We start from the raw sequence: 25,882 nt of genomic DNA, 5'->3' as shown, positions 1-25,882 counted from the left end.
GCTTATTTCCCCCGCTCTTCGGCCTTGGCCTGCGCATTCTGGAAGAAGACGATCGGGATCACCAGGATCATCAGCAGGATGGTTGCGACCGCCGAGGAGACCGGCCAGTCTCTGTTGGCGTTGAATTCGTTCCAGAGCGTCTTGCCGATCATCAGCGTCTGCGAACCGCCGAGAAGATCCGGAATGACGAACTCGCCAACGGCAGGGATGAAGACCAGCATGCAGCCGGCAATCACGCCGGGGATCGACAGCGGGAAGGTGACGCGCCAGAAGGCCCGGATCGGCGTGCAGCCGAGATCCTGCGCTGCCTCGATCAGCGTGCCGTCCATCTTTTCGAGCGCCGAATAGAGCGGCAGCACCATGAAGGGCAGATAGGAATAGATGATGCCGATGTAGACGGCGGTGGTGGTATTAAGAATGATCAACGGGCTGTCGATCACATGCAGCGACAGGAGAAGCTGGTTCAGCAGCCCTTCGGGTTTCAGGATGGCGATCCAGGCGTAGACGCGGATCAGGAAGCTCGTCCAGAACGGCAGGATGACGAGCATCAAAAGCGTCGGGCGGATGCGCCGCGGGGCCTGCGCCATGCCATAGGCGATCGGATAGGCGATCAGCAGCATCAGGAAGGTCGAGACCGCCGCAATGATGACGCTCGAGAGATAAGCGTTGAAGTAGAGCGGGTCGTCTATGAGGTAGCTATAATTGTCGAAGGAGAAAGTCGCGACCTTGCTCCAGAAACCACTCCAGCCATCGGCAAAGGAGAAGACCGGATCATAGGGCGGAATGGCGATCGCCGTCGTCGACAGGGAAATGCGAAAGACGATGAAGAACGGCGCCAGAAAGAAGAGCAGCAGCCAGGCATAGGGGATGATGATGACGAGGCGGTTGTAAAGGCGCGATGCCAGCGTTTCCATGATCTCAATCCTTCAGCAGCACGCCGCCATTCTCATCGAAGGAGACCCAGACCTCCTGATCATAGGTGAAAGGGTCTTCGACGGAACGCTGCGCGTTGAGGGAAGAGGCTCTGACGAATTTGCCGCCCGGCAGCTTAATGTGGAAGACGGTCATGTCGCCGAGATAGGCGATATCCCAGATCTCGCCCTTGGCGGCATTGACCGAGGCGTTCGCGGGGGCCGTGCGCGTCACGCGAATCTTTTCCGGGCGGATAGCAAAACCGACCGTGGTGCCGGTCGCCGGCGCCTCCGTGGCGCCAGTCCGGATCGTCAGGCCGCTTTCGACTGATATCTCGACCGCCCCGCTTCCTGACGTCGTCACCTTGCCGTCGAAGATATTCACGTCGCCGATGAAGTCCGCGACGAAGCGGCAATTCGGCGCCTCGTAGATTTCGCCCGGCGTTGCCACCTGCACGACCTGGCCGTGGCTCATGACCGCGATGCGGTCGGCCATGGTCATGGCCTCTTCCTGATCATGGGTGACCACAACGAAGGTGAGGCCGAGCGTCTGCTGCAGGTCCATCAGTTCGAACTGGGTTTCCTCGCGCAGCTTCTTGTCGAGCGCGCCGAGCGGTTCATCGAGCAGCAGCACTTTCGGGCGTTTGGCGAGCGAGCGGGCGAGCGCGACGCGCTGGCGCTGGCCGCCGGAGAGCTGGTTCGGTTTGCGTGAGGCAAACTGCTCGAGCTTTACGAGCTTCAGCATCTGCGTCACACGCTCGACCATTTCGTCCTTCGGCATGCCGTCCTGCTTGAGGCCGAAGGCGATATTCTTCTCGACGGTCATATGCGGAAAAAGCGCGTAGGACTGGAACATCATATTGACCGGCCGCTTGTAGGGCGGCGTGCCGGCGAGGTCGGTGCCATCGAGGATGATTTCGCCCGAGCTCGGCTGCTCGAAGCCGGCGAGCATGCGTAGAAGCGTCGACTTGCCGCAGCCGGAGGCGCCGAGCAGAGCAAAGAACTCGCGATGATAAATGTTCAGTGACAGATCATCGACAGCGGTGAAATTGCCGAAACGCTTGGTGATGTTCTTGAAGGCTATGAAAGGTTTTGCAGAAGGATCGGTCCAGGGTGCGAAGGCGCGGCGGATATTGCCCAAAGATTTCATCATATTCCCCGAGAATAAGTTTTCAGCCGGCCTCCACCCCGGGCCGGTAATTGAAAGGCCCGGACGTTTCCGTCCGGGCCTGGCACCAACCTACTGGCCGGTCACGACCTTCGTCCAGATCCGCGTCGCCGTGCGTTGGGTCTTCGGATCCCACGGCTTGACCGTGAACAGGTTCTTCATCACCTCGTCGGTCGGATAGACGGCCGGATCTTCCAGCACTTCCTTGCTGACGAACTGCTGCGAGGCCTTGTTGCCGTTGGCATAGAAGGTGTGGTCGCTCGCCTTGGCGATGACCTCGGGCTTCATCAGGTAGTTCAGGAATTCGTGCGCCTCGGCCACATGCTTGGCATCGGCCGGGATTGCCATCATGTCGAACCACATCTGGGCGCCCTGCACGGGGATCGAATAGTTGACCTCGACGCCGTTCTTGGCCTCGGCCGCGCGGTCGCGGGCCTGCAGCATGTCGCCGGAATAGCCGAAGGCGATGCAGATATCGCCATTGGCAAGGGCGTTGATATATTCGGAGGAGTGGAACTTGCGGATATAGGGGCGCACCGCCGTCAGCAATTCCTCGACCTTCTTGAAATCTTCGGGCTTGGTCGAGTTCGGATCGAGGCCGAGATAACGCAGCGCCGTGGTCATCACGTCCTTCGGCGTGTCGAGCACGTAGATGCCGCAATCCTTGAACTTCTCGGCCACCTTCGGGTCGAAGATCACTTCGAGACCTGGCTTGGCATCAGGCCCGAGGATTTCTGCGACCTTCTTGACGTTATAGCCGATCCCGTCGGTACCCCACATGTAGTCGACAGCGTATTGGTTGCCCGGATCGTAGGCAGCGGTGCGCTCCTGGATCACATCCCACATGTTGGAAAGGTTCGGCAGCCTGGATTTGTCGAGTTTCTGGAAGACGCCCGCCTGGATCTGACGCTGCAGGAAGTCGGCCGTGGGAACGACGACGTCATAACCGGTGCCGCCGGCAAGCAGCTTGGTTTCGACGGTCTCATTGGAATCGAAAGTGTCGTAGACGACCTTGATGCCGGTTTCCTTGGTGAAATCGGCAAGGATGCTGTCGTCGATATAATCCGACCAGTTGTAGACGTTAACGACGCGTTCCTGCGCAACGGCCGGCGCGGCGGCGAGAAGCGCGGCAATGGCTGCGGCCGTCACGGTTGCGATGGTTGACCTCATGATTTCTCCTGTTTGTTCGAAGAGCCCGCATCCCGCGAACATCTTTTCCCTCTGGTTTTGTCCGCAGACTAAGAAGGAATTTCTAAGCCCACAAGCGCAAAAACTGCGCCTTCAATCATTTCACAATCACTGGAAGTCGAAGGCGCTGAGACCCGCCACCATCTCGTCGAGCCCGAGCGGCCGCGTTACCGGCGGCTCGGCGCGGGAAAGGCAGCCGCGCCGCTCGCAAAGACGACAGGCCGGGCCGATCGCAACCGGATCGAGCGCCGCCGCCTGCCCGTAGACCACGCCGTCTGCAAGGGCGGCATCGCAGCCGACCAGAATCGCGGTGCGTCTGATCCTTTCGCCGAACTCGACGCTCGGCCCCTCCAGGGTGCGCGCGACGGTCAGGAAGGATGCGCCATCCGGCATGACCACCGTCTCGGCGAGAATCTGGCCCGGCTGCAGGAAGGCGGCGTGGATATTGAGCTTCGGACAGCCGCCGCCGAAACGGGCCTGCGGAAAGCCCTGGGCGCCGGCTCGCCGCAGCCGGTGGCCGGCCGCATCGATCTCGACCAGGAAGAAGGGGATGGCTGCCGCCCCGGGTCGCTGCAGCATCGTCAGACGCATTGCCGCATGCCCGAAGGAGACGCCGAAACGCGCGCGAAGAATATCAATGTCGTAGCGCGTCGCCTTGGCCGCCGACAGGAAGGCCTCGTAGGGCATTGCCAGCGCCAGGGCCGCAATGCGGGCAAGCTCGAAGCGGGCGATGCGGCGCGCCTCGGCGGAAGAAAGCTGGAGATCGTCGAGCTCGGCATCGATGGCCGGCAGCAAGGCAAGGTTCGCGACCTCGACTGAGATTTCGTGCGCACGATCGGCCGGCGACAGCCGTTCCGAAATGAAAAGCCGCATCGAATGACGATCGAAACGGCGGCGCAGATCCGGCATGACGTGCACGGGCAAGACGCGCACCGCAATGCCGCGTTCGGCGCGCAGCCAGTCTTTCAGCCCCGCCGCAAGATCGAGGCCGCCGGGCATCGTCGCAGCAAAGGCTTCCGCCGCGGTCTCGATCCGTCCGAAATAACCCGATCGGCGCTCCAGCGTCTCGCGCAGTTCGTCCAGCGGCAGCCGGCCGGCGGCAACGGGCGCATGCCCTTCGGCCGCCATCAGCGCCGTCAGATCGGACAGGCGAGCGGCCTGTTCCCGGTAAGCGCGATAGAGCTTGATCATGCCGCTCGCGGCATTCGGCGCCGCTTCGGCCACCTCCACCAATTCCTGGTCGCCGGGCAATTCACCTGAAAGCAGCGGGTCGGCGAAGACCTCCTTCAGCTGCCCGAGGCTGCCGCCGGTCTGTCCCCGCAACTCCTCCAGATCGATCCGGTAGACGGCCGCAAGCTTCAGAAGCAGTTGCACCGTCAACGGCCGCTGGTTGCGCTCGATGAGGTTCAGGTAGGAAGGCGAAATCTCCAGCGCCTCGGCCATGGCGGTCTGCGTCAGCGCCAGCGCATTGCGGATGCGCCGCAGTTTAGGGCCTGCGAAGATCTTCCGTTCCGCCATGTCACACCTTTGACAAAGACCAAGGGCGTTTAATTTACAAAATTTTACAAATTCACAGCGCCCCTCTGTCAATCCTCATCATCTTAACCTCTTTTCGGTCCTAAAATCAAAGGTTTTCCTCGCCATACCGGCGCAAATTGTCAATCTTGTCATTCATCCACCCAATGACGATTTTCAGTGAGGAGAGCCGCATGACCGATTTTTACAAGCTTGTCCGAAATGCACCAGCAGGCCGCTTCGACGGTATCGAACGGCCCTATTCCGCCGCTGACGTGGAGCGGCTGAGAGGCTCGGTGGCGCTCAGCCATACGCTCGCCGAAATGGGGGCGGATCGCTTGTGGCAGCTCATTCATCAGGAAGACTTCGTCAATGCGCTCGGCGCTCTCTCCGGCAACCAGGCGATGCAGATGGTGCGCGCCGGGCTGAAGGCGATCTATCTCTCCGGCTGGCAGGTGGCGGCCGACGCCAATACCGCATCGTCGATGTATCCCGACCAGTCGCTTTATCCCGCCAATGCCGGGCCGGAACTCGCCAAGCGCATCAATCGCACGCTGCAGCGCGCCGATCAGATCGAGACCGCAGAGGGCAACGGCCTTTCCGTCGAGACCTGGTTTGCACCGATCGTTGCCGATGCGGAAGCCGGTTTCGGTGGGCCGCTCAACGCCTTCGAGATCATGAAGGCCTATATCGAGGCGGGTGCGGCAGGCGTCCATTTCGAGGACCAACTCGCTTCGGAGAAGAAATGCGGCCATCTCGGCGGCAAGGTGCTGATCCCGACGGCCGCCCATATCCGCAATCTCGACGCCGCCCGGCTTGCTGCCGACGTCATGGGCGTGGCGACCCTGGTCATCGCCCGCACCGATGCGGAAGCAGCAAAACTGCTGACGTCTGACATCGATGAGCGCGACCAGCCCTTCGTCGACTATGATGCCGGGCGCACAGTCGAAGGCTTCTATCAGGTCAGAAACGGCATCGAGCCCTGCATCGCTCGTGCCGTCGCCTATGCGCCGCATTGCGACCTGATCTGGTGCGAGACCTCGAAGCCGGATCTGGAGCAGGCGCGCCGTTTTGCCGAGGGTGTGCACAGGGTCCATCCGGGCAAGCTGCTTGCCTATAATTGCTCGCCATCGTTCAACTGGAAGAAGAACCTCGACGAGGCGACGATCGCCAAGTTCCAGCGCGAGCTCGGCGCGATGGGCTACAAGTTCCAGTTCATCACGCTCGCCGGCTTCCACCAGCTGAACTATGGCATGTACGAGCTGGCGAGCGGCTACAAGCAGCGGCAGATGTCGGCCTATTCCGAGCTGCAGCAGGCCGAATTCGCCGCAGAGGCGAACGGCTATACCGCCACCAAGCATCAACGCGAGGTCGGCACCGGCTATTTCGACGCCGTGTCGCTCGCCATCACCGGCGGCCGGTCTTCGACCACGGCGATGCACGATTCAACCGAACATGCGCAGTTCAAGCCGGCTGCGGAATAACCAAAAGGAGGATAAGATCATGGCATCCATCGCACGCGTTCGCGAACGGGCCGAAGAGCAGGCATCGAGCATGAGCGAGGATCAGCAGACGACGATCCGAATGCTCGCCAACGACCTGCATCGGCTGAACCAATCCGTCATGAAGGCCGTCGAGGCCGGCGTTTCGGTCGAACTGGTGCGCTCGGCCCGTCACCACGGCGGCGACGGCAACTGGGGCGACCTGTTGATCCCGGTCGTCGTCACCAACCGGCACTGACGAAATAGGCGGCAGCCCGGGCACGTCGCTCGGATTGCGCTCGATCACAGCGTCCGCGCCGCGAAAGAATGCGCGCGGGCGCCTCTCAGTCTTCCGCCGTCGGCCTCAGCCACGGCTCGGGCGCTTGCCGGCGAAGAGATCGGCATAGCTGCGGATGAGCTTGGTCATACGGTCGGCGACTGTCCGGATCTCCGGGCGATGGCGGTCCTCGGCATTCATGACGATCCATTGGCGGTGGCGTAGTTCCGGCAATTCGCCGCCCTGGCGCTGCAAATCGGGATGGAGATCGCCGACGAAACAAGGAAGCACTGTCTTGCCGGCGCCGGCGCGCACCAGATCCGGCAGCGAACGCGGACGGTTGACGGTGGCGATGATTCCGGCCGCAGCGTGACTATGCGGCCAGCGCAGATAGGCCGAGATCGCCTCCTCCTCGCCGACCGCTATCCAGCGCTCGTCCGGCTCGGTGGCGTTGCGCCTGCTATAGACCGCATAGGCCACCTCCCCGAGCTGGCGGGCGGCAAGATTGCCCTCCTCCGGCTCGAAGGCGCGAATGCCGATATCGCTCTCGCGATAGGCAAGGCTTGCCCGCGCCTCGCCGATGGTAAGCGAAATGGCGAAGGCATCGCCCGGCATGCGGATTGCGGCGAAATTCTCCGTCAACAGCCAGGCGACCCAGGTGCCGGCGGTGATCCTGACGGTCGTGCCGCCCTCACCCAATTGCCGCCAGGCTTCGACCTTGCGGGCGGCGGCTTCCATCTCTTGAAGGTGATCGAGCAGCGCCTGGCCATCCCGCGTCAGCCGATAACCTGTCTGGCTGCGGGAAAACAGGGTGCGGCCGACCTCCTGTTCGAGATCGAGCATGCGCCGGCCGATGGTCGCGGGGCTAAGACCGCTTGCGGAACTCGCCCCCGTCAGGCCGCCAAGGCGGGCCACCTGCAGGAAAAGCTGATAGGAATCCCAATTCGCGTTTTTCATCAGTGAAAAACATAGCGTGGATTTCTCTGTTTATGAAGAGAAATTCGATGCTTAAATCAAGAGATGTCTTTGAGTAGGAAAGGACATCCCATGATCGACATGATCACCATCGCAGGCGTGCATGGATTTCGCCACCATCGCCCGCCGAGCAACAGCAAGGCGGATGAGGATCGATTCTATGACGAGTTCGGAGACAGCGGCACCATTCGCTTCGCCGCCTGGCTGACCTCGCTCGACCTCATGCTCAAGCGCGCAGTGTCAAAAGGAAGGCGCCGCAAAGCTGCGGCGCAGTCTTGCGGCAGTCGCGGCCGGGTTCCTCAGGCGACTTTCCTTGCGCCGCGGTGAGCGGCGGCGGACTCGGCGCCGATGCGGAAGCGTTCGATCAGCGCCATCAGCGTATCGGCCTCGCCGGCAAGCAGGCGGCTTGCCTGCGTGGTCTCGGCAACCATCGACGCGTTCTTCTGGGTCATCTGATCCATGGCGTTGACGGAGCCGTTGACCTCCTGCAGCGCGGCTGACTGATCGCGGCTCGCGGTGGCGATGGTCTCGACATGACCGCTGATCGCGATGATCTCCTGGCTGATCGAGGCAAGAACGCTGCCGGTCTTCTGGACCAACTCGGAGCCCGCCGTCACCTCACGGCTCGACGTCTCGATCAGCGACTTGATCTCGCGCGCCGCATCGGCCGAGCGCTGGGCGAGCTCGCGGACCTCCTGGGCGACGACGGCAAAGCCCTTGCCGGCCTCGCCGGCCCGCGCCGCCTCGATGCCGGCATTCAGCGCCAGAAGATTGGTCTGGAAGGCTATGTCGTCGATCACCTCGATAATCTGCTCGATACGCTGCGAGGCTCCTTCAATACGCTCCATAGCGGCGACGGCATCGCCGACCACGGTGCCGGAATTGTCGGCCGTCTTCTTGGTCGCGGCGACGACGCTGTTGGCTTCGCGGGCACGCTCGGCGGAGGAGCGAACCGTCACGGTAATCTCCTCAACCGCGGCGGCGGTCTCCTCCAGGCTCGCCGCCTGCGCCTCGGTGCGCTTCGAAAGCTCGCTGGCCGAGGCCGAAACGGCGCCGCTGTTGCGCTGGATCGTCGAGGCGCTGTCGCGGATGCCGGAGAGCGTATCCTGGAGCCGCAGCAGCGATGCGTTGAAATCGACGCGCAATTGCTCCAACCGGCCGATAAAGGGCGTGCCGATCGTTTGCGAGACATCACCCTGGGACAGGCGCCCGAGGCCGGCTGCAAGCTGGCTGACGGCAAAATCGATCTGGCTGTCGAGCGAGCGTTTGTCGGCGTCGTTGCGGGCGCGTTCGGCGTCACTCAAGGCACGCTGTTCGGCCGCCTGCGCTTCCAGATCGCGCCTGGCGCGGGCGCTGTCGCGGAAGAGCGCTAGGGCCCGGCCGATTTCACCGAACTCATTCTGCTTCTCGGCGCATGGAATATCTCCCTCGAGATTACCCGAGGAGATCGAGTGAATGCTCGCGGTCAGCGCCTGCAGAGGTCGCACCGACAGGCGGATCGTATAATAGGCGAGAACACCGACGAGCAGCATGACAATGAAGCCGACGCCGAGAACCAGCATCTGCAACTCATTCAGGCGTTCGTAATAGACTTCCATCGGGATGCCGATGAAGAGAAGGCCGACATTGGCGTTCGATGCGCTCTTGATCGGGAAATAACCTGTCATGAAGTTGCGGCCGAAAAGTTGCGCCGGACCATAATAGGCCTCGCCCTTGGCGAGAACCGGCTGGGCGGGATGATCGGCTGCGAGCTTGGTGCCGACCGCACGCTCACCGTTTTCCTTCTTGAGATTGGTCGAGATGCGGACATAGTCGCCGCCCTGCTTCTGGAAGATCGTCGCAACGCCGGCGATGGATTGCGCCGTGCGGTCGACCAGCGAATGGTCGGCAAGGGCCGGAATGGCGTCTTCCGTGACGGCTCCAAGCTGATTGTCCTTCAGCTCGATCTTTGCCGCCGGATCGGCAGCGCCGTAGAGGACGGCCATCGCGCGGGTCGCGTCTCTGGCGTCGGAGACGGCCCCGTCCATCACATGGCGGCTCAGATTGTAATAGGTCACGCCGACGATGGCGGCCGTGCTGATCGCCAGCAGAAACAGCGTGATCGCAACGATCTGGCGGATGATAGATGTAGAGAAAAGGCGCAGCATCGAAACCCCCGGCGGCAACGAGGCTAAATTAGAGGAAAAGCGTTAAGGAAAATTTTCCGTAAATCTGGGGTGGCCGAGATATTCACCCCCCGGTTTCGCCGGTATTTCGAACCGGCCTGACGCGAGCGTCTCTAAGTCCTCGAGCCGGCCAATGCGGCCGATCGGGGCTCGAGGGAAATACAAACGGCCCCGGGTACCCGGGGCCGTTCGAATGGATAGACCGTGTCTGATCAAGCGGCGCGGTGGACCTGGGCTTCGGCCGCCTCGCCGTGGATCTTGAACTGCTGGATGAGGTGGCGCAGCGCGTCGGCCTCGTCGGCCAGTTCGCGGCTGGCAGCGGTCGTCTCCTCGACCATGGCGGCGTTCTTCTGCGTCATCTGGTCCATCTGATTGACCGTCGAGTTGACGCTCTGCAGCGCGTTGGACTGGTCGTGGCTGGCGCGGGCGATCATCTCGACATGCTGGCTGATCGTGACGATCTGGGCGCTGATCTTCGCAAGCACCGTGCCGGTTTCCTGGACGAATTGCGAGCCGGAGCTGACCTCGTTGGTCGACTTGTTGATCAGACCCTTGATCTCCTGCGCGGCGGCGGCGGAGCGCTGGGCAAGTTCGCGGACTTCCATGGCGACGACCGCAAAGCCCTTGCCGGCCTCGCCGGCGCGCGCCGCTTCGATGCCGGCGTTGAGCGCCAGCAAATTGGTCTGGAAGGCAATCTCGTCGATGACGCCGATGATCTGCTCGATCTGACGCGAGGCTTCCTCGATGCGGCCCATGGCGTCGATCGCATTGCTGACGACGACGGCGGAATCGTCGGCGCTGCGCTTGGCCTGGCGGACGATCTGGTCGGCATCCTTGGCGCGTTCGGCCGACGAGCGGACCGTGACGGTGATCTGATCGACGGCAGCCGCGGTCTCTTCGAGCGAGGCGGCCTGCTGTTCCGTGCGCTTAGAGAGATCCTCGGCCGACCGGGCCATCTGATTGCCGTTGCCCTGGATCAACTCGACGTTGTCGCGGATCTGGCTCATCGTCGCCTGCAGGCGCAGCATCGAACCGTTGAAATCCTGACGCAGCTGTTCGAGACGGCCGATGAAGGGCGTTTCGATCGTCGTCGAGATATCGCCCTGCGACATGCGCTCGAGGCCGGCCGCAAGCGCGTTGACCGCGAATTCGATCTGGCGGTCCATCTCGCGCTTTTCGGCATCGTTGCGCTGGCGCTCGTGTTCGGCGGCAGCGCGCTCCTCGTCGCTCTGTTCCTCGATGCGGATCTTCGAGATGGCATTTTCCTTGAAGATGCCGAGTGCCCGGGCCATGTCGCCGATTTCGTCGTAGCGCTGCTCGCCAGAGATGCTGGTATCCAGCGCGCCTTCAGCGATGCGGCGCATGGCGCCGGTGATCTGACTGATCGGCCGCTGCAGCGTCAGCACCAGGGCGATGCCGCCGAGGATCGACAGAAGGATGCCGAGGCCGGTGGTCATGACGGAGATGCTGTTTGCCTGGGTGCGCTCGGTGCCGGCCGTCTGCTTCTGCAGTTCGGCGAAATCGGTGAGCTTCTTCCAGATCTCGTCGAGTTCCTGTCGCGCCGCGGCATAGGCCGTCACGCGCTCGCCGATCGTATCGACAATCTTCGAACCGCCGCCGGCAATGGCGTCGAGCGCCGGCTTGATCGCGTCCGATATGCCTTCGGCAAAGCCCATGCCCTTGGCGCTGGTGGTCAGCACCTCCATGTCCTTGCCGAGCGTGCCGGTCTGCTGCTGCAGACGGACGAGATTTTCCTTGCTTGAATTGGCGAGGAAATCGGAAAGGACGATCTGCAGCGCATAGACGGAATTTTCGAGACGCCGCGTATCCTGAAGGACCGAATTGGTCTGGGCGATGCGGCCTTCGAGTTCGGCGAAGCGCTGTGTCGCCTCACGCATCTTCTGCGTCGCGGTCAGCTGCGTATAGGTCGAGGTCTGGCGGAAGCGCGACACGAGACGACCGAGCTCGGTGATGTTTTCCTCCGTCGGACTGGGCATCTCGGCGATCTGCTTGATGCTGTCGATGGTCGCAGCCAGCGAGTCGATGACGTTCTTCTGGTTGGTCGGAACCGAAATGGCGATCAGCCGCTGGGATTTCATGATCTCCGGCAGCTGTTCCTTGATGTAGGCGATCTTTTCCTCAGGCGTCTGCGGCTTGCTGTAACCGCTGGCGACGCCGCCGAGGAAATCGCCGCCCTTCAGCAGACGGTCGGCCGTGCGCAGGGTAATGGTGGCGGCACCTTCGTCGCGCTGAAGCGCAGTCTGCAGTTCATCGGCCTGATAGGAGACCGTGAAGCGGGTGCTGATCAGGCTCTTCTGCGCCGCGTCGATCTGCTCGTGCAGCTTCTGCTCCTGCTCGTGCAGCGTCCAGAGCTTGTCGACGACGCCCGAAATATCCTTGGTGCGGCGCGATGCCTCGGCAAGGCTGTCGCGGCCGGCGGCCTCTTCTCCAACCTGGTCCAGCGTCTGGTCGAGCACGCCCTGCTGGGTCTTCAGATCCGACAGCAGCTTGTCGCGCGCCTGCGGGCTGGTGACGCGCAGGAAATCGTCCATCGAACCGTAGAGATCCTTGAACCCGCTCAGCGACTGCAGCACGCTGTTGGATATTTCCATGCGGCCCTGGAGAAGCCCGGAGGCGTAAAGGCCGGTCAAGCCCACCGCCGAAATGGTGACGACAAAGGGCAGAACGAAGATCAAAACCTTGGTCTTGATCCTGAAACGGGAAAGAATCTTGTCAATCAACATGGCGTTCCGGGCCTTTCATACACTACTCCTCCCGCGGGCAGCCATAAGGGGCGCCAGCCGAGTGCACATCGAATTATTCTATTTCCATCGGGGAACCTGGAGGCCAGGCGGCAGTCATTGCCGGTTCATGTTCCAAGCAGACTTGGAAACGCCCAAATAATCACGGCGATTGTGTCAGATTAGATATTAATTTTCAGATAAGCGGTAATGGTGACTTAAGCCAAGATGGTGGAATAATTGCAAATTATACGCCGCGCGGCCGCAGTGCCGCGATCGGGAGCGGGCAAGTTTGCTTTCAGACGGGCGGGCAGGATCAGATGAGGTGGGCGAGCAGCAGCGCCAGGCTGGCGGCGGTCGCGCCGGCTGCGAGCATCAGGTATCGCAGGGTGGCCGTGCCGGCGTCGGGTTTTGCCTGGGCGATTGCGATGGCGCGGGCGCGTCGTGCGTTTCTGTTCATGCTCGAAACCTCACTCTTGTGACACAACAGTCCAACAAAAAGGCCTGCCGGTAAAGCTTAATTTGGGGAAAGCTTTCAGAGCCGGCAATTGAGACAGGATGGCGCACCTCTCTTAAGAAGTCTTGAATCGTTATGCCGGATGTTTCTATGCGTATTCGCCGGCGGCAAAACCGGAGGCCCATGCCCATTGGAAATTATAGCCGCCGAGCCAGCCGGTGACGTCGACGCATTCACCGACGAAATAAAGGCCGGGAACGGTCTTTGTTTCCATGCTGCGGGAATCGAGCGCCGCCGTGTCGATGCCGCCGAGCGTCACTTCGGCGGTGCGGTAGCCTTCCGAGCCGGACGGTTTGACGATCCAGTTCTGGGCGCTGGCGGCCAGCCGCTGCAGCGCCTTGTCGGGCAGATCGGCCATATTGCCGGCGATCCTTTCCCGCTCGACGAGAAACTGGGCCAGCCGCTTCGGCAGGATATCGCCGAGAGCTGTCTGGGCCGACTGGCGGCCATTCAGCTGCTTTGCCGTCTTCAAATGCGCTGATATCTCGACATCCGGTTCGACCGCAACGACGATTTCATCTCCCTCCCGCCAGTAAGACGAGATCTGCAGGATGGCGGGACCGCTTAAACCCCGATGGGTAAACAGCAGCGCTTCGCGGAAAGCGGTCTTACCATGGCGGATTTCGGCCGGGGCGGAAATGCCAGCGAGCGGGGCGACGGTCTCGAGCAGGCCGGGATCCAGCGTCAGCGGCACGAGACCTGGGCGGGTTTCAAGCACGGCCAGGCCGAACTGCTCGGCGAGGCGATAGGCAAAGCCGGTGGCGCCCATCTTCGGGATCGATTTGCCGCCGGTCGCCACAATGAGAGAGGATGCCTCGAAGACGCCTTCGCCCGTGGAGACGCGGAAGCCAGCCTCCCTCCTGTCGACACCCGATATTTCGGTGCCGAGATGCAGGCCCGCGCCGACCGCGCGCATCTCGTCCAGCAGCATGCGGATGATGTCCTTGGCACTGTCGTCGCAGAAAAGCTGGCCGAGCGCCTTTTCATGCCAGGCAATGCCGTGCCGGTCGACCATGGCGATGAAATCGGCGGGCGTGAAACGGGCAAGCGCCGACTTGCAGAAATGCGGATTGGCGGAAAGGAAATTCTTCGGTTCGGCATGGATATTGGTGAAATTACAGCGGCCGCCGCCCGATATGCGGATCTTTTCGCCAGGCGCCTTCGCGTGGTCGATGACCACGACCGAGCGGCCGCGTTTGCCCGCGCGAATGGCCGCCATCATGCCGGCGGCTCCGGCGCCGATGACGATGACGTCGCTCTTGTGCTGCAAACTCTTTTCCCCGATCCAACCGGCGTCTTCTTTTCCATCAAGGGGCGAAAGTCAACGTTCTCAACCCCTCGCCAATTGGCAAACTCCGGCTATGATGGCGTCACGATCAACCAAACCGGTGTGTCATGTCCCCAAAAAAGACGACGCTGAAGCCTGCCAGAAACGTACCCGCCTCGACCAAAACACCTCCGGACCCCGGATCCCTGCGCGGCGTTGCGAACTGGAAGGAAGCAGCGCAGTGGCTGAGGGCCAGGGGCATCGAAGACATCGAATGCATCACGCCGGACCTTGCCGGCGTTCCGCGCGGCAAGATGATGCCGAGTTCCAAATTCACCTCCAACACCTCGCTGGCCCTGCCTTCGGCGATCTACCGGCATACGATTTCGGGCGAGTATCCGGAGGAGACGGAGAGCTTCCGTTACGAGCCGCGCGACAGCGACCTGAAGCTGATGCCGGATCTTTCGACGCTGTCGGTCGTGCCCTGGGAAACCGACCCGACGGCGCAGGTGATCTGTGACATCGTCGATTCGGACGGGGGCGAAGTGCCCTATACGCCACGCAACGTCTTGAAGCGGATCATGAGCCTCTATCATGATCGCGGCTGGAAACCGATCGTGGCGCCGGAGATCGAGTTCTACCTCGTCGCCAAGAATGACGACCCCGACTATCCGCTGCATCCGCCGAAAGGCCGCTCCGGCCGCTCGATCCTCGGCGGCCAGGGCTATTCGATCGCCGGCATCAACGAATTCGACGAACTGATCGACGACATCTATCATTTCTCGGAGAAGCAGGGGCTGGAGATCGATACGCTGATCCACGAAGAGGGACCGGCGCAACTCGAGATCAACCTGCGCCACGGCAATCCGATCGAGCTTGCCGACCAGGTGTTCCTGTTCAAGCGCACGATCCGCGAAGCGGCGCTGAAGCACGACATCTACGCGACCTTCATGGCCAAGCCGATGCAGGGCCAACCAGGGTCGGCGATGCATATCCACCAGTCGGTGGTCAATGTCGAGACGGGCAGGAACGTCTTCTCCAATGCGGACGGATCGGCGTCGAAGGAATTCTTCCATTTCATCGGCGGGATGCAGAAATTCGTGCCGAGCGCGATGGCGATGCTGGCGCCCTATGTGAATTCCTACCGCCGCCTGCAGCCCGACATGTCCTGCCCGGTCAACAACGCCTGGGGCTACGACAACCGGACGACCGCCTTCCGCGTTCCGGTTTCCGATCCGCAGGCGCGACGGGTGGAAAATCGGCTGCCGAGCTCGGATGCCAATCCCTATCTGGCGCTCGCCGCCTCGCTCGCCGCCGGCCTGCTCGGCATCATGAGGCAGATCGAGCCGACGGCGCCGACCGAGGATTCGGCCAATGAAGGCTCGATCGACCTGCCGCGCGGCCTCCTGGAAGCCGTGGCGCTGATGGAGGACGAGGCCGCCTTCGAAGAGGTGTTCGGCAAGCAGTTCATCGGCCTTTATGCCGGCGTCAAGCGCGGCGAGTTCGAGACCTTCATGCAGGTGATCAGTCCCTGGGAGCGGGAGTTTCTTCTGCTCAACGTGTGAGGGATCATGGCGTCGCAAGAGATGTGGCAAAGCCCGATTGCGCCCGGGCTATCCTGGTATCAGGCAAGCGTCGGGGAGCGGCCCACCTACGCCGCTCTCGACGGCTCGAGGACATGCGACGTCGCCATTGTCGGCGGCGGCTATACCGGCCTGCAGGCCGCCTACAACCTCGCCAAATCAGGCGTTTCGGTGGTGCTGATCGAGGCCTGGCGCTTCGGCGACGGAGCGTCCGGGCGCAATGGCGGCCAGCTCGGCACCGGCCAGCGATGGTGGCCGGAAGAGCTTGAGGAAAAGATCGGCTATCAACGCTCGAAGGCGCTCTTCGATGTCGCCGAGGCGGCCAAGCGCCATCTTCTCGATTTCGCCCAGGAACATCAGATCGAGATCGATTATGTGCCCGGGCAGCTCAACGTCGCGCACAAGGCACGCTACGAACGTGACTATCGCGAGAATGCCGACATCGCCGCTGAGCGTTACGGCTATCCGCATTTGAGCTTCATGGACGTCAAGGAAACGCAGGAGCGGCTCGGCTCGAAGCGTTTCCACTGCGGCGTTCGTGATGTCGGCACCGGCCATATTCATCCGCTGAAGCTGCTCATCGGACTGGCGCAGGTGGCCGCCAATGCCGGCGCTGATATCTTCGAGATGACCCCGGCAAAGGCGATCCGCCAGAGCGGCGGCAAAGTGACGATCGAAACCGAAAAGGGCACGATCACCGCCGAGCGGGCGCTGATCGCCTGCAACGGCCATATCGGCAATCTTGAGCCGGTGACGGCAAGTCATGTCATGCCGATCCGCTCCTTCATCGGCGCCACCGTTCCGCTCGACGCCTATCCCGATGTGCTGCCGGGGGGCGAGGCCGTCGCCGATTCGCGCTTCGTCGTGCGCTACTTCCGCAAATTCGAAGGCCGTCTGCTGTTCGGTGGGCGCGAGGCCTATACCGCGGACAATCCGCGGGACATATCGCAGCATATCCGTCGGCAGATCGCCGAAATCTATCCCGGCCTGAAGAACATCGAGATCACCCATGCCTGGGGCGGCAGCGTCGGCATCACCATGCCTCGCCAGCTTTTCGTGCGGGAGGTGATGCCCGGCGTCACCTCGATCGGCGGTTATTCCGGCCATGGCGTCATGCTGTCAAACTACTGTGGCAAGCTCTATGCGGAAACGGTGCTTGGAAAATCCGGCGATCTCGACCTGTTCAAATCACTCGATATTCCCGCCTTTCCCGGCGGAGCCTGGATGCGGGCGCCGTTGCTTTTCCTCGCCTTGTCGTGGTTTGCGCTTCGCGACAAGTTTTAGTCCGATTGCGGATTTCCTCTTCCGGCAATTCGCTCTAAAACCGGTGCCTGACAGATTCATTGCACTGCACACTGGCTTTTTTAAATCGATTAGATTAAAAGGGCCACCAACCAGCCTGATTGAGAGACAAGCTCATGAGCAGCCAGATCATTCCCGTTGAGCCTTTTGATTACGTCGTCTTCGGCGGCAGCGGCGACCTTGCCGAACGCAAGCTTCTGCCCGCGCTCTATCATCGTCAGATCGAGGGTCAGTTCTCGGAACCGACCCGTATCATCGGCGCCTCGCGCAGCCCGCTTTCGCATGAGGAATATCGCAAGTTCGCCAAGGATGCGCTGACGGAGCACCTGAAGAAAGGCGAATACGACGACGCAGAAGTCGAGAAGTTCTGTGCCCGCCTTTACTACGTTTCGGTCGACGCCCGCACGGACACGGGCTGGGATCAGCTGAAGAAACTGCTCGACGAAAGCAAGGACCGGGTGCGCGCCTTCTATCTGGCGGTAGCACCCGGCATCTTCGGCGACATTTCGCAGAAGATCCACGATCACAAGCTGATCACCAGGTCGACCCGCATCGTCGTCGAAAAGCCGATCGGCCGCGACCTCGCCTCGGCGCTGCAGCTCAACGACACGATCGGCCGCGCCTTCAAGGAAGAGCAGATCTTTCGCATCGACCACTATCTCGGCAAGGAGACGGTGCAGAACCTGATGGCGCTGCGTTTTGCCAATGCGCTTTACGAGCCGCTGTGGAACGCCAACTATATCGATCATGTGCAGATCACCGTGGCGGAATCGGTCGGCCTGGAAGGCCGCGCCGGCTATTACGATACGGCCGGCGCGCTGCGCGACATGGTACAGAACCACATTCTGCAGCTGCTCTGCCTGACGGCGATGGAAGTACCCTCGTCGATGGATTCGGAAGCCGTTCGCGACGAGAAGCTGAAGGTGCTGCGCGCCCTGAAGCCGCTCGATGCCTCCAATGTCGAGCAGGCGACGGTGCGCGGCCAGTATCGCGCCGGCGCTTCGGGCAGCGGCCCGGTCAAGGGTTATCTCGAAGAGCTGGAAGGCGGCGTCTCGAACACCGAGACTTTCGTCGCCATCAAGGCCGAGATCAATAACTGGCGCTGGGCGGGCGTTCCCTTCTATATCAGAACCGGCAAGCGGCTGACCGGACGCATGTCCGAGATCGTCATCACCTTCAAGCCGATCCCGCACGCGATCTTCGATCAGGCGGCCGGACGCATCGTCGCCAACCAGCTGATCATCCGGCTGCAGCCGGATGAGGGCGTCAAGCAGTCGCTGATGATCAAGGATCCGGGTCCGGGCGGCATGCGGCTGCGCAACGTCTCGCTCGACATGAGCTTCGCCCAGGCCTTCAACGTCCGCAATCCAGACGCCTACGAGCGTCTGCTGATGGACGTGATCCGCTCCAACCAGACCCTGTTCATGCGCCGCGACGAAGTCGAAGCCGCATGGAAATGGGTGGACCCGATCCTGAAAGGTTGGGAAACGACCGGCCAACAGGTGCAGGGCTATACGGCCGGCACCTGGGGCCCGAGCCAGGCCATCGCGCTGATCGAGCGCGACGGCCGCACCTGGCATGACGACATCTAGGACGACATCGATGGCATCGACCCTGCATTCCTTCGCCAGTGCCGCAGACCTCGCTGGCAGCCTCGCCGACACGGTCGCCGATACGCTTTCGGCGGCAATCGCCGCTCGCGGTGCGGCGTCCATCGCCGTTTCCGGCGGTTCGACGCCGAAGGCCTTCTTCCAGGCGCTTTCGACGCGCGACATTGCCTGGGACAAGGTAACGATCACGCTGGTGGACGAACGTTTCGTTCCGGCGGATAATGCCCGCTCGAACCATCTGCTGGTCGATGCCAATCTCTTGCAGGACAAGGCGAAGGCGGCGCGTTTCGTGCCGCTTTACCAGCCGGCATCCTCCGTCGCGGGGGCGGCAAGGCTTGCGACGGAAAAGAGCGCCGAAATCGGCATCCCCTTCGATGTCGTCATCCTCGGTATGGGCGGCGACGGCCACACGGCCTCGTTCTTTCCGGGCGGCAGCAATCTTGCCCAGGCGCTCGACGCATCGACGCCGCGCGGCGTCATCCCGATGGAAGCGGAAGGAGCCGGCGAACCGCGCCTGACCTTCACCTTCTCCAGTCTTCAGGATGCCGCACTCCTGGTTCTCCATATCGAGGGCGAAGGCAAAAAAGACGTTCTCGCCAAGGCGGAAGGCAGCGGTGACGAGGCAGAAATGCCGATCCGCGCCGTTCTGCGCCGGGCCACTTCCCCGGTCGAGATCTACTGGGCTCCCTGATCGGCCCCAGACCCGGATCAGAAGACCCGGATCCGGATTTCAGGCCGGAGCCGCCGAAAGGGATAGAGATACAACGAACAAGGCAGGGATTCTCCATGTCCGCTCACGCACGCATTTCTGCGATCACCGATCGCATCGTCGAACGCTCGAAACCGACCCGCGAGCGCTACCTGGAACGCCTGCGCGCCGCCGCTTCCGAGGGCGTGCAGCGTTCGGTGCTCGGCTGCGCCAACCTCGCCCACGGCTTCGCGATCTGTTCCCCCGCCGAAAAGGACGCGCTCGCCGGCGACCGTATCCCCAATCTCGGCATCATCACCGCCTATAACGACATGCTCTCGGCCCACCAGCCGTTCGAGACCTATCCTGGTATCATCCGTGAGGCGGCGGCCGAGGCAGGCGGTGTCGCCCAGGTGGCCGGCGGCGTGCCCGCCATGTGCGACGGCGTCACCCAGGGACAGCCGGGCATGGAGCTGTCGCTGTTCTCGCGTGATCTGATCGCCATGGCCGCGGGCGTCGGCCTGTCGCACAATATGTTCGATGCCGCCCTCTTCCTCGGCGTCTGCGACAAGATCGTGCCGGGCCTCGTCATCGCCGCGCTTTCCTTCGGGCATCTGCCGTCGATCTTCGTTCCGGCGGGGCCGATGACGACGGGCCTGCCGAACGACGAGAAGTCGCGCGTGCGCCAGCTCTTCGCCGAGGGCAAGGTAGGTCGCGCCGAACTTCTGGAGGCGGAATCGAAGTCTTATCACGGCCCCGGCACCTGCACCTTCTACGGCACCGCCAACTCCAACCAGATGCTGATGGAGATCATGGGCTTCCACATGCCGGGCTCCTCCTTCATCAATCCCGGCACACCGCTGCGCGAAGCGCTGACGCGCGAAGCCGCCAAGCGAGCCTTAGCGATCACCGCGCTCGGCAACGAATTCACGCCGGCCGGGGAGATGATCGATGAACGTTCGATCGTCAACGGCGTCGTCGGCCTGCATGCGACCGGCGGCTCGACCAACCACACGCTGCACCTCGTCGCCATGGCGCGGGCAGCCGGGATCCAACTCACCTGGCAGGACATCGCCGAACTCTCGGAAATCGTGCCGCTGCTTGCCCGCGTCTATCCGAACGGTCTTGCCGACGTGAACCATTTCCAGGCGGCCGGCGGCATGGGCTTCCTCATCAAGGAACTGCTGAAGCATGGGCTGGTGCATGACGACGTCAGAACCGTCTTCGGCCAGGGCCTTGAAGCCTATACGGTCGATGCCCGGCTCGGCGAGAACTGCTCGGTGCTGCGCGAACCGTCGCCGGATAAGAGCCACGATCCGAAGGTGCTTTCCAGCATCGAGACGCCGTTTCAGGCGAATGGCGGGCTGAAGATGCTACGCGGCAATCTCGGCAAGGCGGTCATCAAGATCTCGGCCGTCAAGGCGGAGCGCCATATCATCGAGGCGCCGGCGATCGTCTTTCACAGCCAGCAGGAACTGCAGGACGCCTTCAAAGAAGGCAAGCTCAACCGCGATTTCGTCGCCGTCGTGCGCTTCCAGGGTCCGAAGGCGAACGGCATGCCGGAGCTGCACAAGCTGACACCGCCGCTCGGCGTGCTGCAGGACCGTGGCTTCCGCGTGGCGCTCCTGACCGACGGGCGCATGTCCGGCGCATCCGGCAAGGTGCCGGCGGCGATCCATGTCACGCCGGAAGCAGTCGATGGCGGCCCGATCGCCCGCATCCGGGACGGCGACATCATTCGCCTCGACGCGATCAAGGGCACGCTCGAAGTGCTGGTCGACGCAGCCGACATTGCCGAGCGCGAGCCGGTGAGCATCGATCTCTCCGACAATGAATTCGGCATGGGCCGTGAACTCTTCGCGCCGTTCCGGCGTGCCGTCGGCGCTTCCGATCAGGGCGCGAGCGTGCTCTTCCACTGAGCATGATCAGGTGCGGATAAGCAAAAACCCGCGGGGCGCCTGAAGCGTCCCGCGGGTTTTTCTATGACCGGTCCGAAACTGCCCGTCAGGCGCGGATATCGAGGACGTAATCCTTGTGCGCGGGGTGCGTGCTGTAGACGAAGATCTTATTCAGCTCCTTCTGCGTCAGCAGGCGCAGGAAGCGAACCTCGATCGTATTGTTGGCGTTGACCTTCATCAGCAGGCAGCCGACCTTGGTGATGCGGGCATCGGGAATATCCAGATAGAACTGCTTCGGCAGGCTGAACTGGGTCAGGATTGCGAGAGTAGCGCTGCTCATCGAGATACGGACAATATCGCAGCGGCGCGAAGCCGCGTGCATGACGCCCTTTTCCGTATATTCGATGCGCGCGGCATTCATTGTGTCCTCCATTTTGAACCGCGCCTCGCGGTCATACATGAAGGATTCTTCCTTGCTCAGGAAATGAGATCTTGGCTGTGACGGATTGGAAGCGGCCACCTGCTTATCCCCCTCATAAATCGACGAGGAAAAGGTAGCAGCCGATCTTTAACAGAAAGTGAGAATTCGGCTGCCTCCACACAATTTCTGGTATTATCCCCCAAAAAAGGCTGCCTCATTTCCGATAGGTGTGGCCGCTCGCATCAAAGAGATGCAGCTTCTGCCTGTCGGCGGCAAATCGCATCCTCTGGCCCTTATGCACATCGTAGATGCCGGGCAGCTTGACGACGATCGGTTCGCCCGGAACCAGCCCCTCGATATAAAGCAGCGTCACTTCGCCGAGCGCTTCGACGATGGAGACCTCGCCTTCGAAAACATAGTCGGCGCCGTCGGCAATCCTCAGATCCTCGGGACGAACGCCGAAGCTTGCCTGCTTGCCCTTCTCGGAGGCATCGGTCGCCACATCCAATGTCACCGACATGCCGCCGGTCAGCGTCACGGCCGTCTGGCTGCCGGTCCCGGCGATCGTCGCGGGAATGATGTTCATCGCAGGCGAGCCGATGAATTTCGCGACGAAGAGGTTGGCTGGGCGTTCGTAGAGCTCCAGCGGCGCGCCGACCTGCTCGATATTGCCGGCCGACAGGACGACAATGCGGTCGGCGAGCGTCATCGCCTCGACCTGGTCGTGGGTGACGTAGATCATCGTAGTATCGGCCATCTGCTCGTTCAGCCGGGCAATTTCGATACGCGTGGCGACGCGCAGCGCTGCATCGAGGTTGGACAGCGGCTCGTCGAACAGGAAGACCTTGGGATCGCGGCAGATGGCGCGGCCGATCGCCACGCGCTGTCGCTGGCCGCCCGACAGCGCCTTCGGCAGGCGGTCGAGATATTGGGTCAGCTGCAGGCTCTCGGCCGCCGCGCGCACACGGCGGTCGATCTCCTGCTTGCTTTCGCCGGCGATCTTCATGCCGAAGGCCATGTTGTCGAAGACGGTCATGTGCGGATAAAGAGCATAGGACTGGAAGACCATGGCGATGCCGCGCTTGGAGGGCGGCACGTCATTGACGAGATGGCCGTCAATATACATCTCGCCGCCGGTAATCGCCTCGAGGCCGGCGATCATGCGCAGAAGCGTGGACTTGCCGCAGCCGGACGGACCGACGAAGACGATGAATTCGCCCTGCTTGATATCGAGGTCGATACCATGGAGAACATCCACGGAACCGTAGGATTTGCGGATGTCCTTCAGTGTCAGTCCAGTCATTTGTCACTCCCCTCCTGATCCTTAGGCGAGACGGGCGAAGTACGCCCCCCAGGCCGGAATATCGATCTTGTCGCCATAGTTGTTGCTGGTAAAGCCGTGTCCCGTCAACGCCTGCCATTCTCCGGCAGGCAGAGTGACGCTGGTTTCGGCCGCACTCATGTTGAAAATGCAGAGCAGCTTCTCATCGGCGTATTCGCGGGTGAAGACCAGGCTATCGCCCTCTGTCTCCTCGAATTCGATCTCACCCTTGGCAAAGGCCGGATGCAGCTTGCGGAAGGCAATGAAGCGGCGATAGTGCTCCAGCACCGAAGTCTCGTCGCCCTGCTGGACGTTGACCGCGCGCAGAATATGTTCGACCGGCACCGGCAGCCAGGGCTTGACCGTGGAGAAGCCGCCCTGGGCGACGTGGCTGTCCCAGACCATCGGCGTGCGGCAGCCATCACGGCCCTTGAACTCCGGCCAGAACTGAATGCCGTACGGATCTTGGAGATCCTGATAGGCGAGATCGGCTTCCGTCAAAGCAAGTTCCTCGCCCTGATAGAGGCAGACGGAACCGCGCAACGTCATCAGCAGCGAAGCATAGAGCTTGGCGAAAGCGTCGTGATCGGCGACCAGCCCGCCCCAGCGGCTGACGTGACGCATGACGTCGTGATTGGAAAAGGCCCAGCAGGCCCAGCCATCGGGGGCGGCGGCTTCGAAATCCTCCATCACCTCCTCGACGCGCTCCGGGGTCAGCGGATCGGGGGCAAGGAATTCGAAGGCATAACACATATGCATCTTGTCATTGCCGGAGGTATACTCGCCGACGATTTCGAGGCCGCGCTGGCTATCGCCCACCTCGCCGACGGCGGCGATGGCCGGGAACTCTTCGAGCACGGCGCGGAAGCGCTTCAGGAACGCAAGGTTCTCCGGCCGGTTCTTGTCGTAGATATGCTCCTGAAAATTATAGGGATTGACCGCCGGCGCCGTCGACGCGTTGCGGCGTTCGGGTGCGAGCGCCGGATTGTCGCGCAAGAGCGGGTCGTGGAAATAGAAATTGATGGTGTCGAGGCGGAAGCCGTCGACGCCGCGGTTGAGCCAGAAGCGCACGACATCGAGCAGGCGGTCCTGCACTTCCGGGTTATGCAGGTTCATATCCGGCTGCGAGGTCAGGAAATTGTGCAGGTAATATTGCATGCGCGTTGGATCCCACGCCCATGCGGATCCGCCGAAGATCGAGAGCCAGTTGTTCGGCGGCGAGCCATCCGGTTTGGCGTCGGCCCAGACATACCAATCAGCCTTGGCATTGGTCTTGCTGGAACGGCTCTGCACAAACCAGGGGTGCTGGTCCGAGCTGTGCGAGATGACGAGGTCGATCATCACACGGATGCCGAGGCGGTGGGCCTCTGATATCATCGTGTCGAAATCCACCAACGTGCCGAAGATCGAATCGACATTCTCGTAATCGGAAACGTCATAACCGAAATCGCGCATCGGCGACGTGAAGAAGGGCGAGATCCAGATCGCGTCGACGCCGAGGCTTGCCACATGCGGCAGGCGGGCGGTGATGCCCTTGAGGTCGCCGATGCCGTCGCCGTTCGAATCCTGGTAGGAGCGCGGATAGATCTGATAGATCACCGCGCCGCGCCACCAGTCCTTGTCGGCGGTCAAGATCGATTGGGAAGCCACGTTCATGAGATATCCTGTTCGTCACATTTCGGGGGATTGTCAGCCGCCCTTGACCGAGCCCGCCAGCAGACCACGCACCAGATAACGCTGCAGTCCGAAGAAGACGAGCAGCGGCACGACGATAGTCACGAAGGCCGACGCCGTCAAAATCTCCCAATTGCCGCCGCGCGAGCCGAGCAGCGCGTTCAGCCTGCCGGTCAGCACGAGATGATCCTGGTCGGTGCCGAGGAAGACCATGGCGACGAGCAGGTCGTTCCATACCCACAGGAACTGGAAAATGGCGAAGGAGGCGAGTGCCGGGAAGGACAAGGGCAAAACGATGCGAACGAAGATCTCGAAGTCGCTTGCGCCGTCGACGCGGGCGGATTCGATGATCTCCTTCGGCAGGCCGGCAATATAGGCCCGCAGGAGAAAGATGGCGAGCGGCATGCCGAAGGCGGTGTGCGCGAACCAGATACCGGGATAGGTCTTCGACGGCTGGCCGAGCATATTGCCGATCTCGTTGTAGAGGCGAAGCAGCGGGATGAGCGACATCTGCAGCGGCACGACGATGAGGCCGACGACGAGTGCAATCAGCAGCCCGCGGCCGGGAAACTCCATCCAGCTCAGAGCATAGGCGGCAAAAGCGGCAATCAGGATCGGGATGATCGTTGCCGGGATCGTCACCGTCAGCGAATTGATGAAGGACTGGCCGATGCCTTCGCCGGTCAGAACCGTATTGTAGTTCTGCATCGTGAATTCCGGCGGTGCAGAGACGGAGACATAGATGCGCCGCGGCCGCTCATCCGGCGAAAAGGCCGTGTTCTTCATGTAGCGATAGCTGCCGTCGCTGTTGATCTGCAGGCTCTCGCCATCGCCGAGATCGGCGGTCTCGCCGGCTTCGAAAGCAGCCGGCTGCTGCACGCGGTTGCCGAAGGCTTTTACCGAGCGGCCGGTCTGCCCTTCCAGCACATTGCCTGAGATGACGTAAGTCGCGCCTTCCTGCCGCTGCTGGTCCGGCGTGCCCAGGCGGACGGCGATGGTCTGGGTCGAGCCGGCAAAGGCCGTCCACCAGCCGGAGACGACGATCTGGTCCTTGTCGCGCAGCGCGCTGACGAAGATGCCGAGCGTCGGGATCAGCCAGATGATGACGATCAGCAGAACGGCAAGGTGAACGAAGAGACGGGCAGGGCCGATCTTGAAGTAGCTTCCGACAGCGGTCATC

At 62.0% G+C, this 25,882-nt stretch carries 21 protein-coding genes; 8 read left to right on the top strand and 13 right to left on the bottom strand.

Translation table 11 applies throughout. From position 1 onward, the window contains the following. Positions 1–2 precede the first annotated feature (2 nt). From QWJ46_RS19645 to QWJ46_RS19630, 4 genes are all read right to left on the bottom strand, one after another. Positions 3–914: an ABC transporter permease subunit gene (locus QWJ46_RS19645; RefSeq protein WP_302753052.1), complete on the bottom strand. Its 912-nt coding sequence runs from the start codon at positions 912–914 to the stop codon at positions 3–5. A gap of 4 nt (positions 915–918) precedes the next feature. Beyond that, the gene (locus QWJ46_RS19640) at positions 919–2,061 is read right to left on the bottom strand and encodes an ABC transporter ATP-binding protein (RefSeq protein WP_302753071.1); all 1,143 of its coding nucleotides are present in this window, start codon (positions 2,059–2,061) and stop codon (positions 919–921) included. A 90-nt stretch (positions 2,062–2,151) separates the two neighbouring features. Then, positions 2,152–3,249 carry a polyamine ABC transporter substrate-binding protein gene (locus tag QWJ46_RS19635; RefSeq protein WP_302753051.1) on the bottom strand — a complete coding sequence of 366 codons (1,098 nt, stop codon included), beginning with the start codon at positions 3,247–3,249 and terminating at the stop codon, positions 2,152–2,154. Positions 3,250–3,375: 126 nt separating this feature from the next. After that, entirely contained in the window at positions 3,376–4,785 is a 1,410-nt protein-coding gene (locus QWJ46_RS19630; protein ID WP_302753050.1) for a short-chain fatty acyl-CoA regulator family protein, read from the bottom strand. Positions 4,786–4,976: 191 nt separating this feature from the next. On the opposite strand from QWJ46_RS19630, the gene aceA reads away from it, so the two are divergent. Together aceA and QWJ46_RS19620 are read left to right on the top strand one after the other, a co-directional pair. Beyond that, positions 4,977–6,266: an isocitrate lyase gene (aceA, locus tag QWJ46_RS19625; protein WP_302753049.1), complete on the top strand. Its 1,290-nt coding sequence runs from the start codon at positions 4,977–4,979 to the stop codon at positions 6,264–6,266. A gap of 19 nt (positions 6,267–6,285) precedes the next feature. After that, a complete protein-coding gene (locus QWJ46_RS19620) occupies positions 6,286–6,522 on the top strand; it encodes a hypothetical protein (protein WP_064800722.1) in 237 nt (78 codons plus the stop codon). A gap of 105 nt (positions 6,523–6,627) precedes the next feature. On the opposite strand, the gene QWJ46_RS19615 is transcribed toward QWJ46_RS19620, so the two are convergent. Further along, complete coding sequence (locus tag QWJ46_RS19615) at positions 6,628–7,497, bottom strand: LysR family transcriptional regulator (RefSeq protein WP_302753047.1); 870 nt, start codon at positions 7,495–7,497, stop codon at positions 6,628–6,630. Between the two features lie 90 nt (positions 7,498–7,587). Between QWJ46_RS19615 and QWJ46_RS19610 the strand changes: the two genes are divergently transcribed. Then, the gene (locus QWJ46_RS19610; protein ID WP_302753046.1) at positions 7,588–7,842 is read left to right on the top strand and encodes a hypothetical protein; all 255 of its coding nucleotides are present in this window, start codon (positions 7,588–7,590) and stop codon (positions 7,840–7,842) included. On the opposite strand, the gene QWJ46_RS19605 is transcribed toward QWJ46_RS19610, so the two are convergent. The 4 genes from QWJ46_RS19605 to QWJ46_RS19590 form a co-directional block, all read right to left on the bottom strand. Beyond that, the gene (locus tag QWJ46_RS19605; RefSeq protein ID WP_302753045.1) at positions 7,815–9,662 is read right to left on the bottom strand and encodes a methyl-accepting chemotaxis protein; all 1,848 of its coding nucleotides are present in this window, start codon (positions 9,660–9,662) and stop codon (positions 7,815–7,817) included. The genes QWJ46_RS19610 and QWJ46_RS19605 overlap by 28 nt on opposite strands. A gap of 230 nt (positions 9,663–9,892) precedes the next feature. Further along, positions 9,893–12,424 (bottom strand): methyl-accepting chemotaxis protein, encoded by a 2,532-nt coding sequence (locus QWJ46_RS19600; protein WP_302753044.1) that lies wholly within the window; start codon positions 12,422–12,424, stop codon positions 9,893–9,895. Positions 12,425–12,737: 313 nt separating this feature from the next. Beyond that, a complete protein-coding gene (locus QWJ46_RS19595; RefSeq protein WP_184457349.1) occupies positions 12,738–12,881 on the bottom strand; it encodes a hypothetical protein in 144 nt (47 codons plus the stop codon). Between the two features lie 145 nt (positions 12,882–13,026). Next, the gene (locus QWJ46_RS19590) at positions 13,027–14,208 is read right to left on the bottom strand and encodes an NAD(P)/FAD-dependent oxidoreductase (protein WP_184457345.1); all 1,182 of its coding nucleotides are present in this window, start codon (positions 14,206–14,208) and stop codon (positions 13,027–13,029) included. A gap of 125 nt (positions 14,209–14,333) precedes the next feature. Between QWJ46_RS19590 and QWJ46_RS19585 the strand changes: the two genes are divergently transcribed. From QWJ46_RS19585 to edd, 5 genes are all read left to right on the top strand, one after another. Further along, positions 14,334–15,770 (top strand): glutamine synthetase family protein, encoded by a 1,437-nt coding sequence (locus tag QWJ46_RS19585; RefSeq protein WP_302753042.1) that lies wholly within the window; start codon positions 14,334–14,336, stop codon positions 15,768–15,770. Between the two features lie 6 nt (positions 15,771–15,776). Further along, positions 15,777–17,072, top strand: a complete 1,296-nt coding sequence (locus QWJ46_RS19580; RefSeq protein ID WP_302753041.1) for an FAD-binding oxidoreductase — start codon at positions 15,777–15,779, stop codon at positions 17,070–17,072. A 134-nt stretch (positions 17,073–17,206) separates the two neighbouring features. Beyond that, positions 17,207–18,682, top strand: a complete 1,476-nt coding sequence (gene zwf, locus QWJ46_RS19575) for a glucose-6-phosphate dehydrogenase (RefSeq protein ID WP_184457340.1) — start codon at positions 17,207–17,209, stop codon at positions 18,680–18,682. 10 nt (positions 18,683–18,692) lie between these two features. Beyond that, on the top strand, positions 18,693–19,391 hold the full coding sequence (pgl, locus tag QWJ46_RS19570) for a 6-phosphogluconolactonase (RefSeq protein WP_302753039.1): 699 nt from the start codon (positions 18,693–18,695) through the stop codon (positions 19,389–19,391). A gap of 95 nt (positions 19,392–19,486) precedes the next feature. Continuing rightward, complete coding sequence (edd, locus tag QWJ46_RS19565; RefSeq protein ID WP_302753037.1) at positions 19,487–21,307, top strand: phosphogluconate dehydratase; 1,821 nt, start codon at positions 19,487–19,489, stop codon at positions 21,305–21,307. A gap of 85 nt (positions 21,308–21,392) precedes the next feature. On the opposite strand, the gene QWJ46_RS19560 is transcribed toward edd, so the two are convergent. From QWJ46_RS19560 to QWJ46_RS19545, 4 genes are all read right to left on the bottom strand, one after another. After that, on the bottom strand, positions 21,393–21,746 hold the full coding sequence (locus tag QWJ46_RS19560) for a hypothetical protein (protein WP_020920408.1): 354 nt from the start codon (positions 21,744–21,746) through the stop codon (positions 21,393–21,395). A gap of 175 nt (positions 21,747–21,921) precedes the next feature. Next, positions 21,922–23,010, bottom strand: a complete 1,089-nt coding sequence (locus tag QWJ46_RS19555; RefSeq protein ID WP_302753036.1) for an ABC transporter ATP-binding protein — start codon at positions 23,008–23,010, stop codon at positions 21,922–21,924. Between the two features lie 21 nt (positions 23,011–23,031). Then, entirely contained in the window at positions 23,032–24,684 is a 1,653-nt protein-coding gene (locus tag QWJ46_RS19550; RefSeq protein ID WP_184457332.1) for an alpha-glucosidase, read from the bottom strand. A gap of 33 nt (positions 24,685–24,717) precedes the next feature. Continuing rightward, entirely contained in the window at positions 24,718–25,881 is a 1,164-nt protein-coding gene (locus QWJ46_RS19545; RefSeq protein WP_184457330.1) for a carbohydrate ABC transporter permease, read from the bottom strand. Position 25,882 lies beyond the last annotated feature (1 nt).

The sequence above is a fragment of the Rhizobium sp. CBN3 genome, assembly GCF_030518245.1.
GTDB classification, from domain to species: domain Bacteria; phylum Pseudomonadota; class Alphaproteobacteria; order Rhizobiales; family Rhizobiaceae; genus Rhizobium; species Rhizobium aethiopicum_A.
Note: the sequence above shows the minus strand (reverse complement) of the source record. Positions and strands in the feature narration are given on the sequence as shown.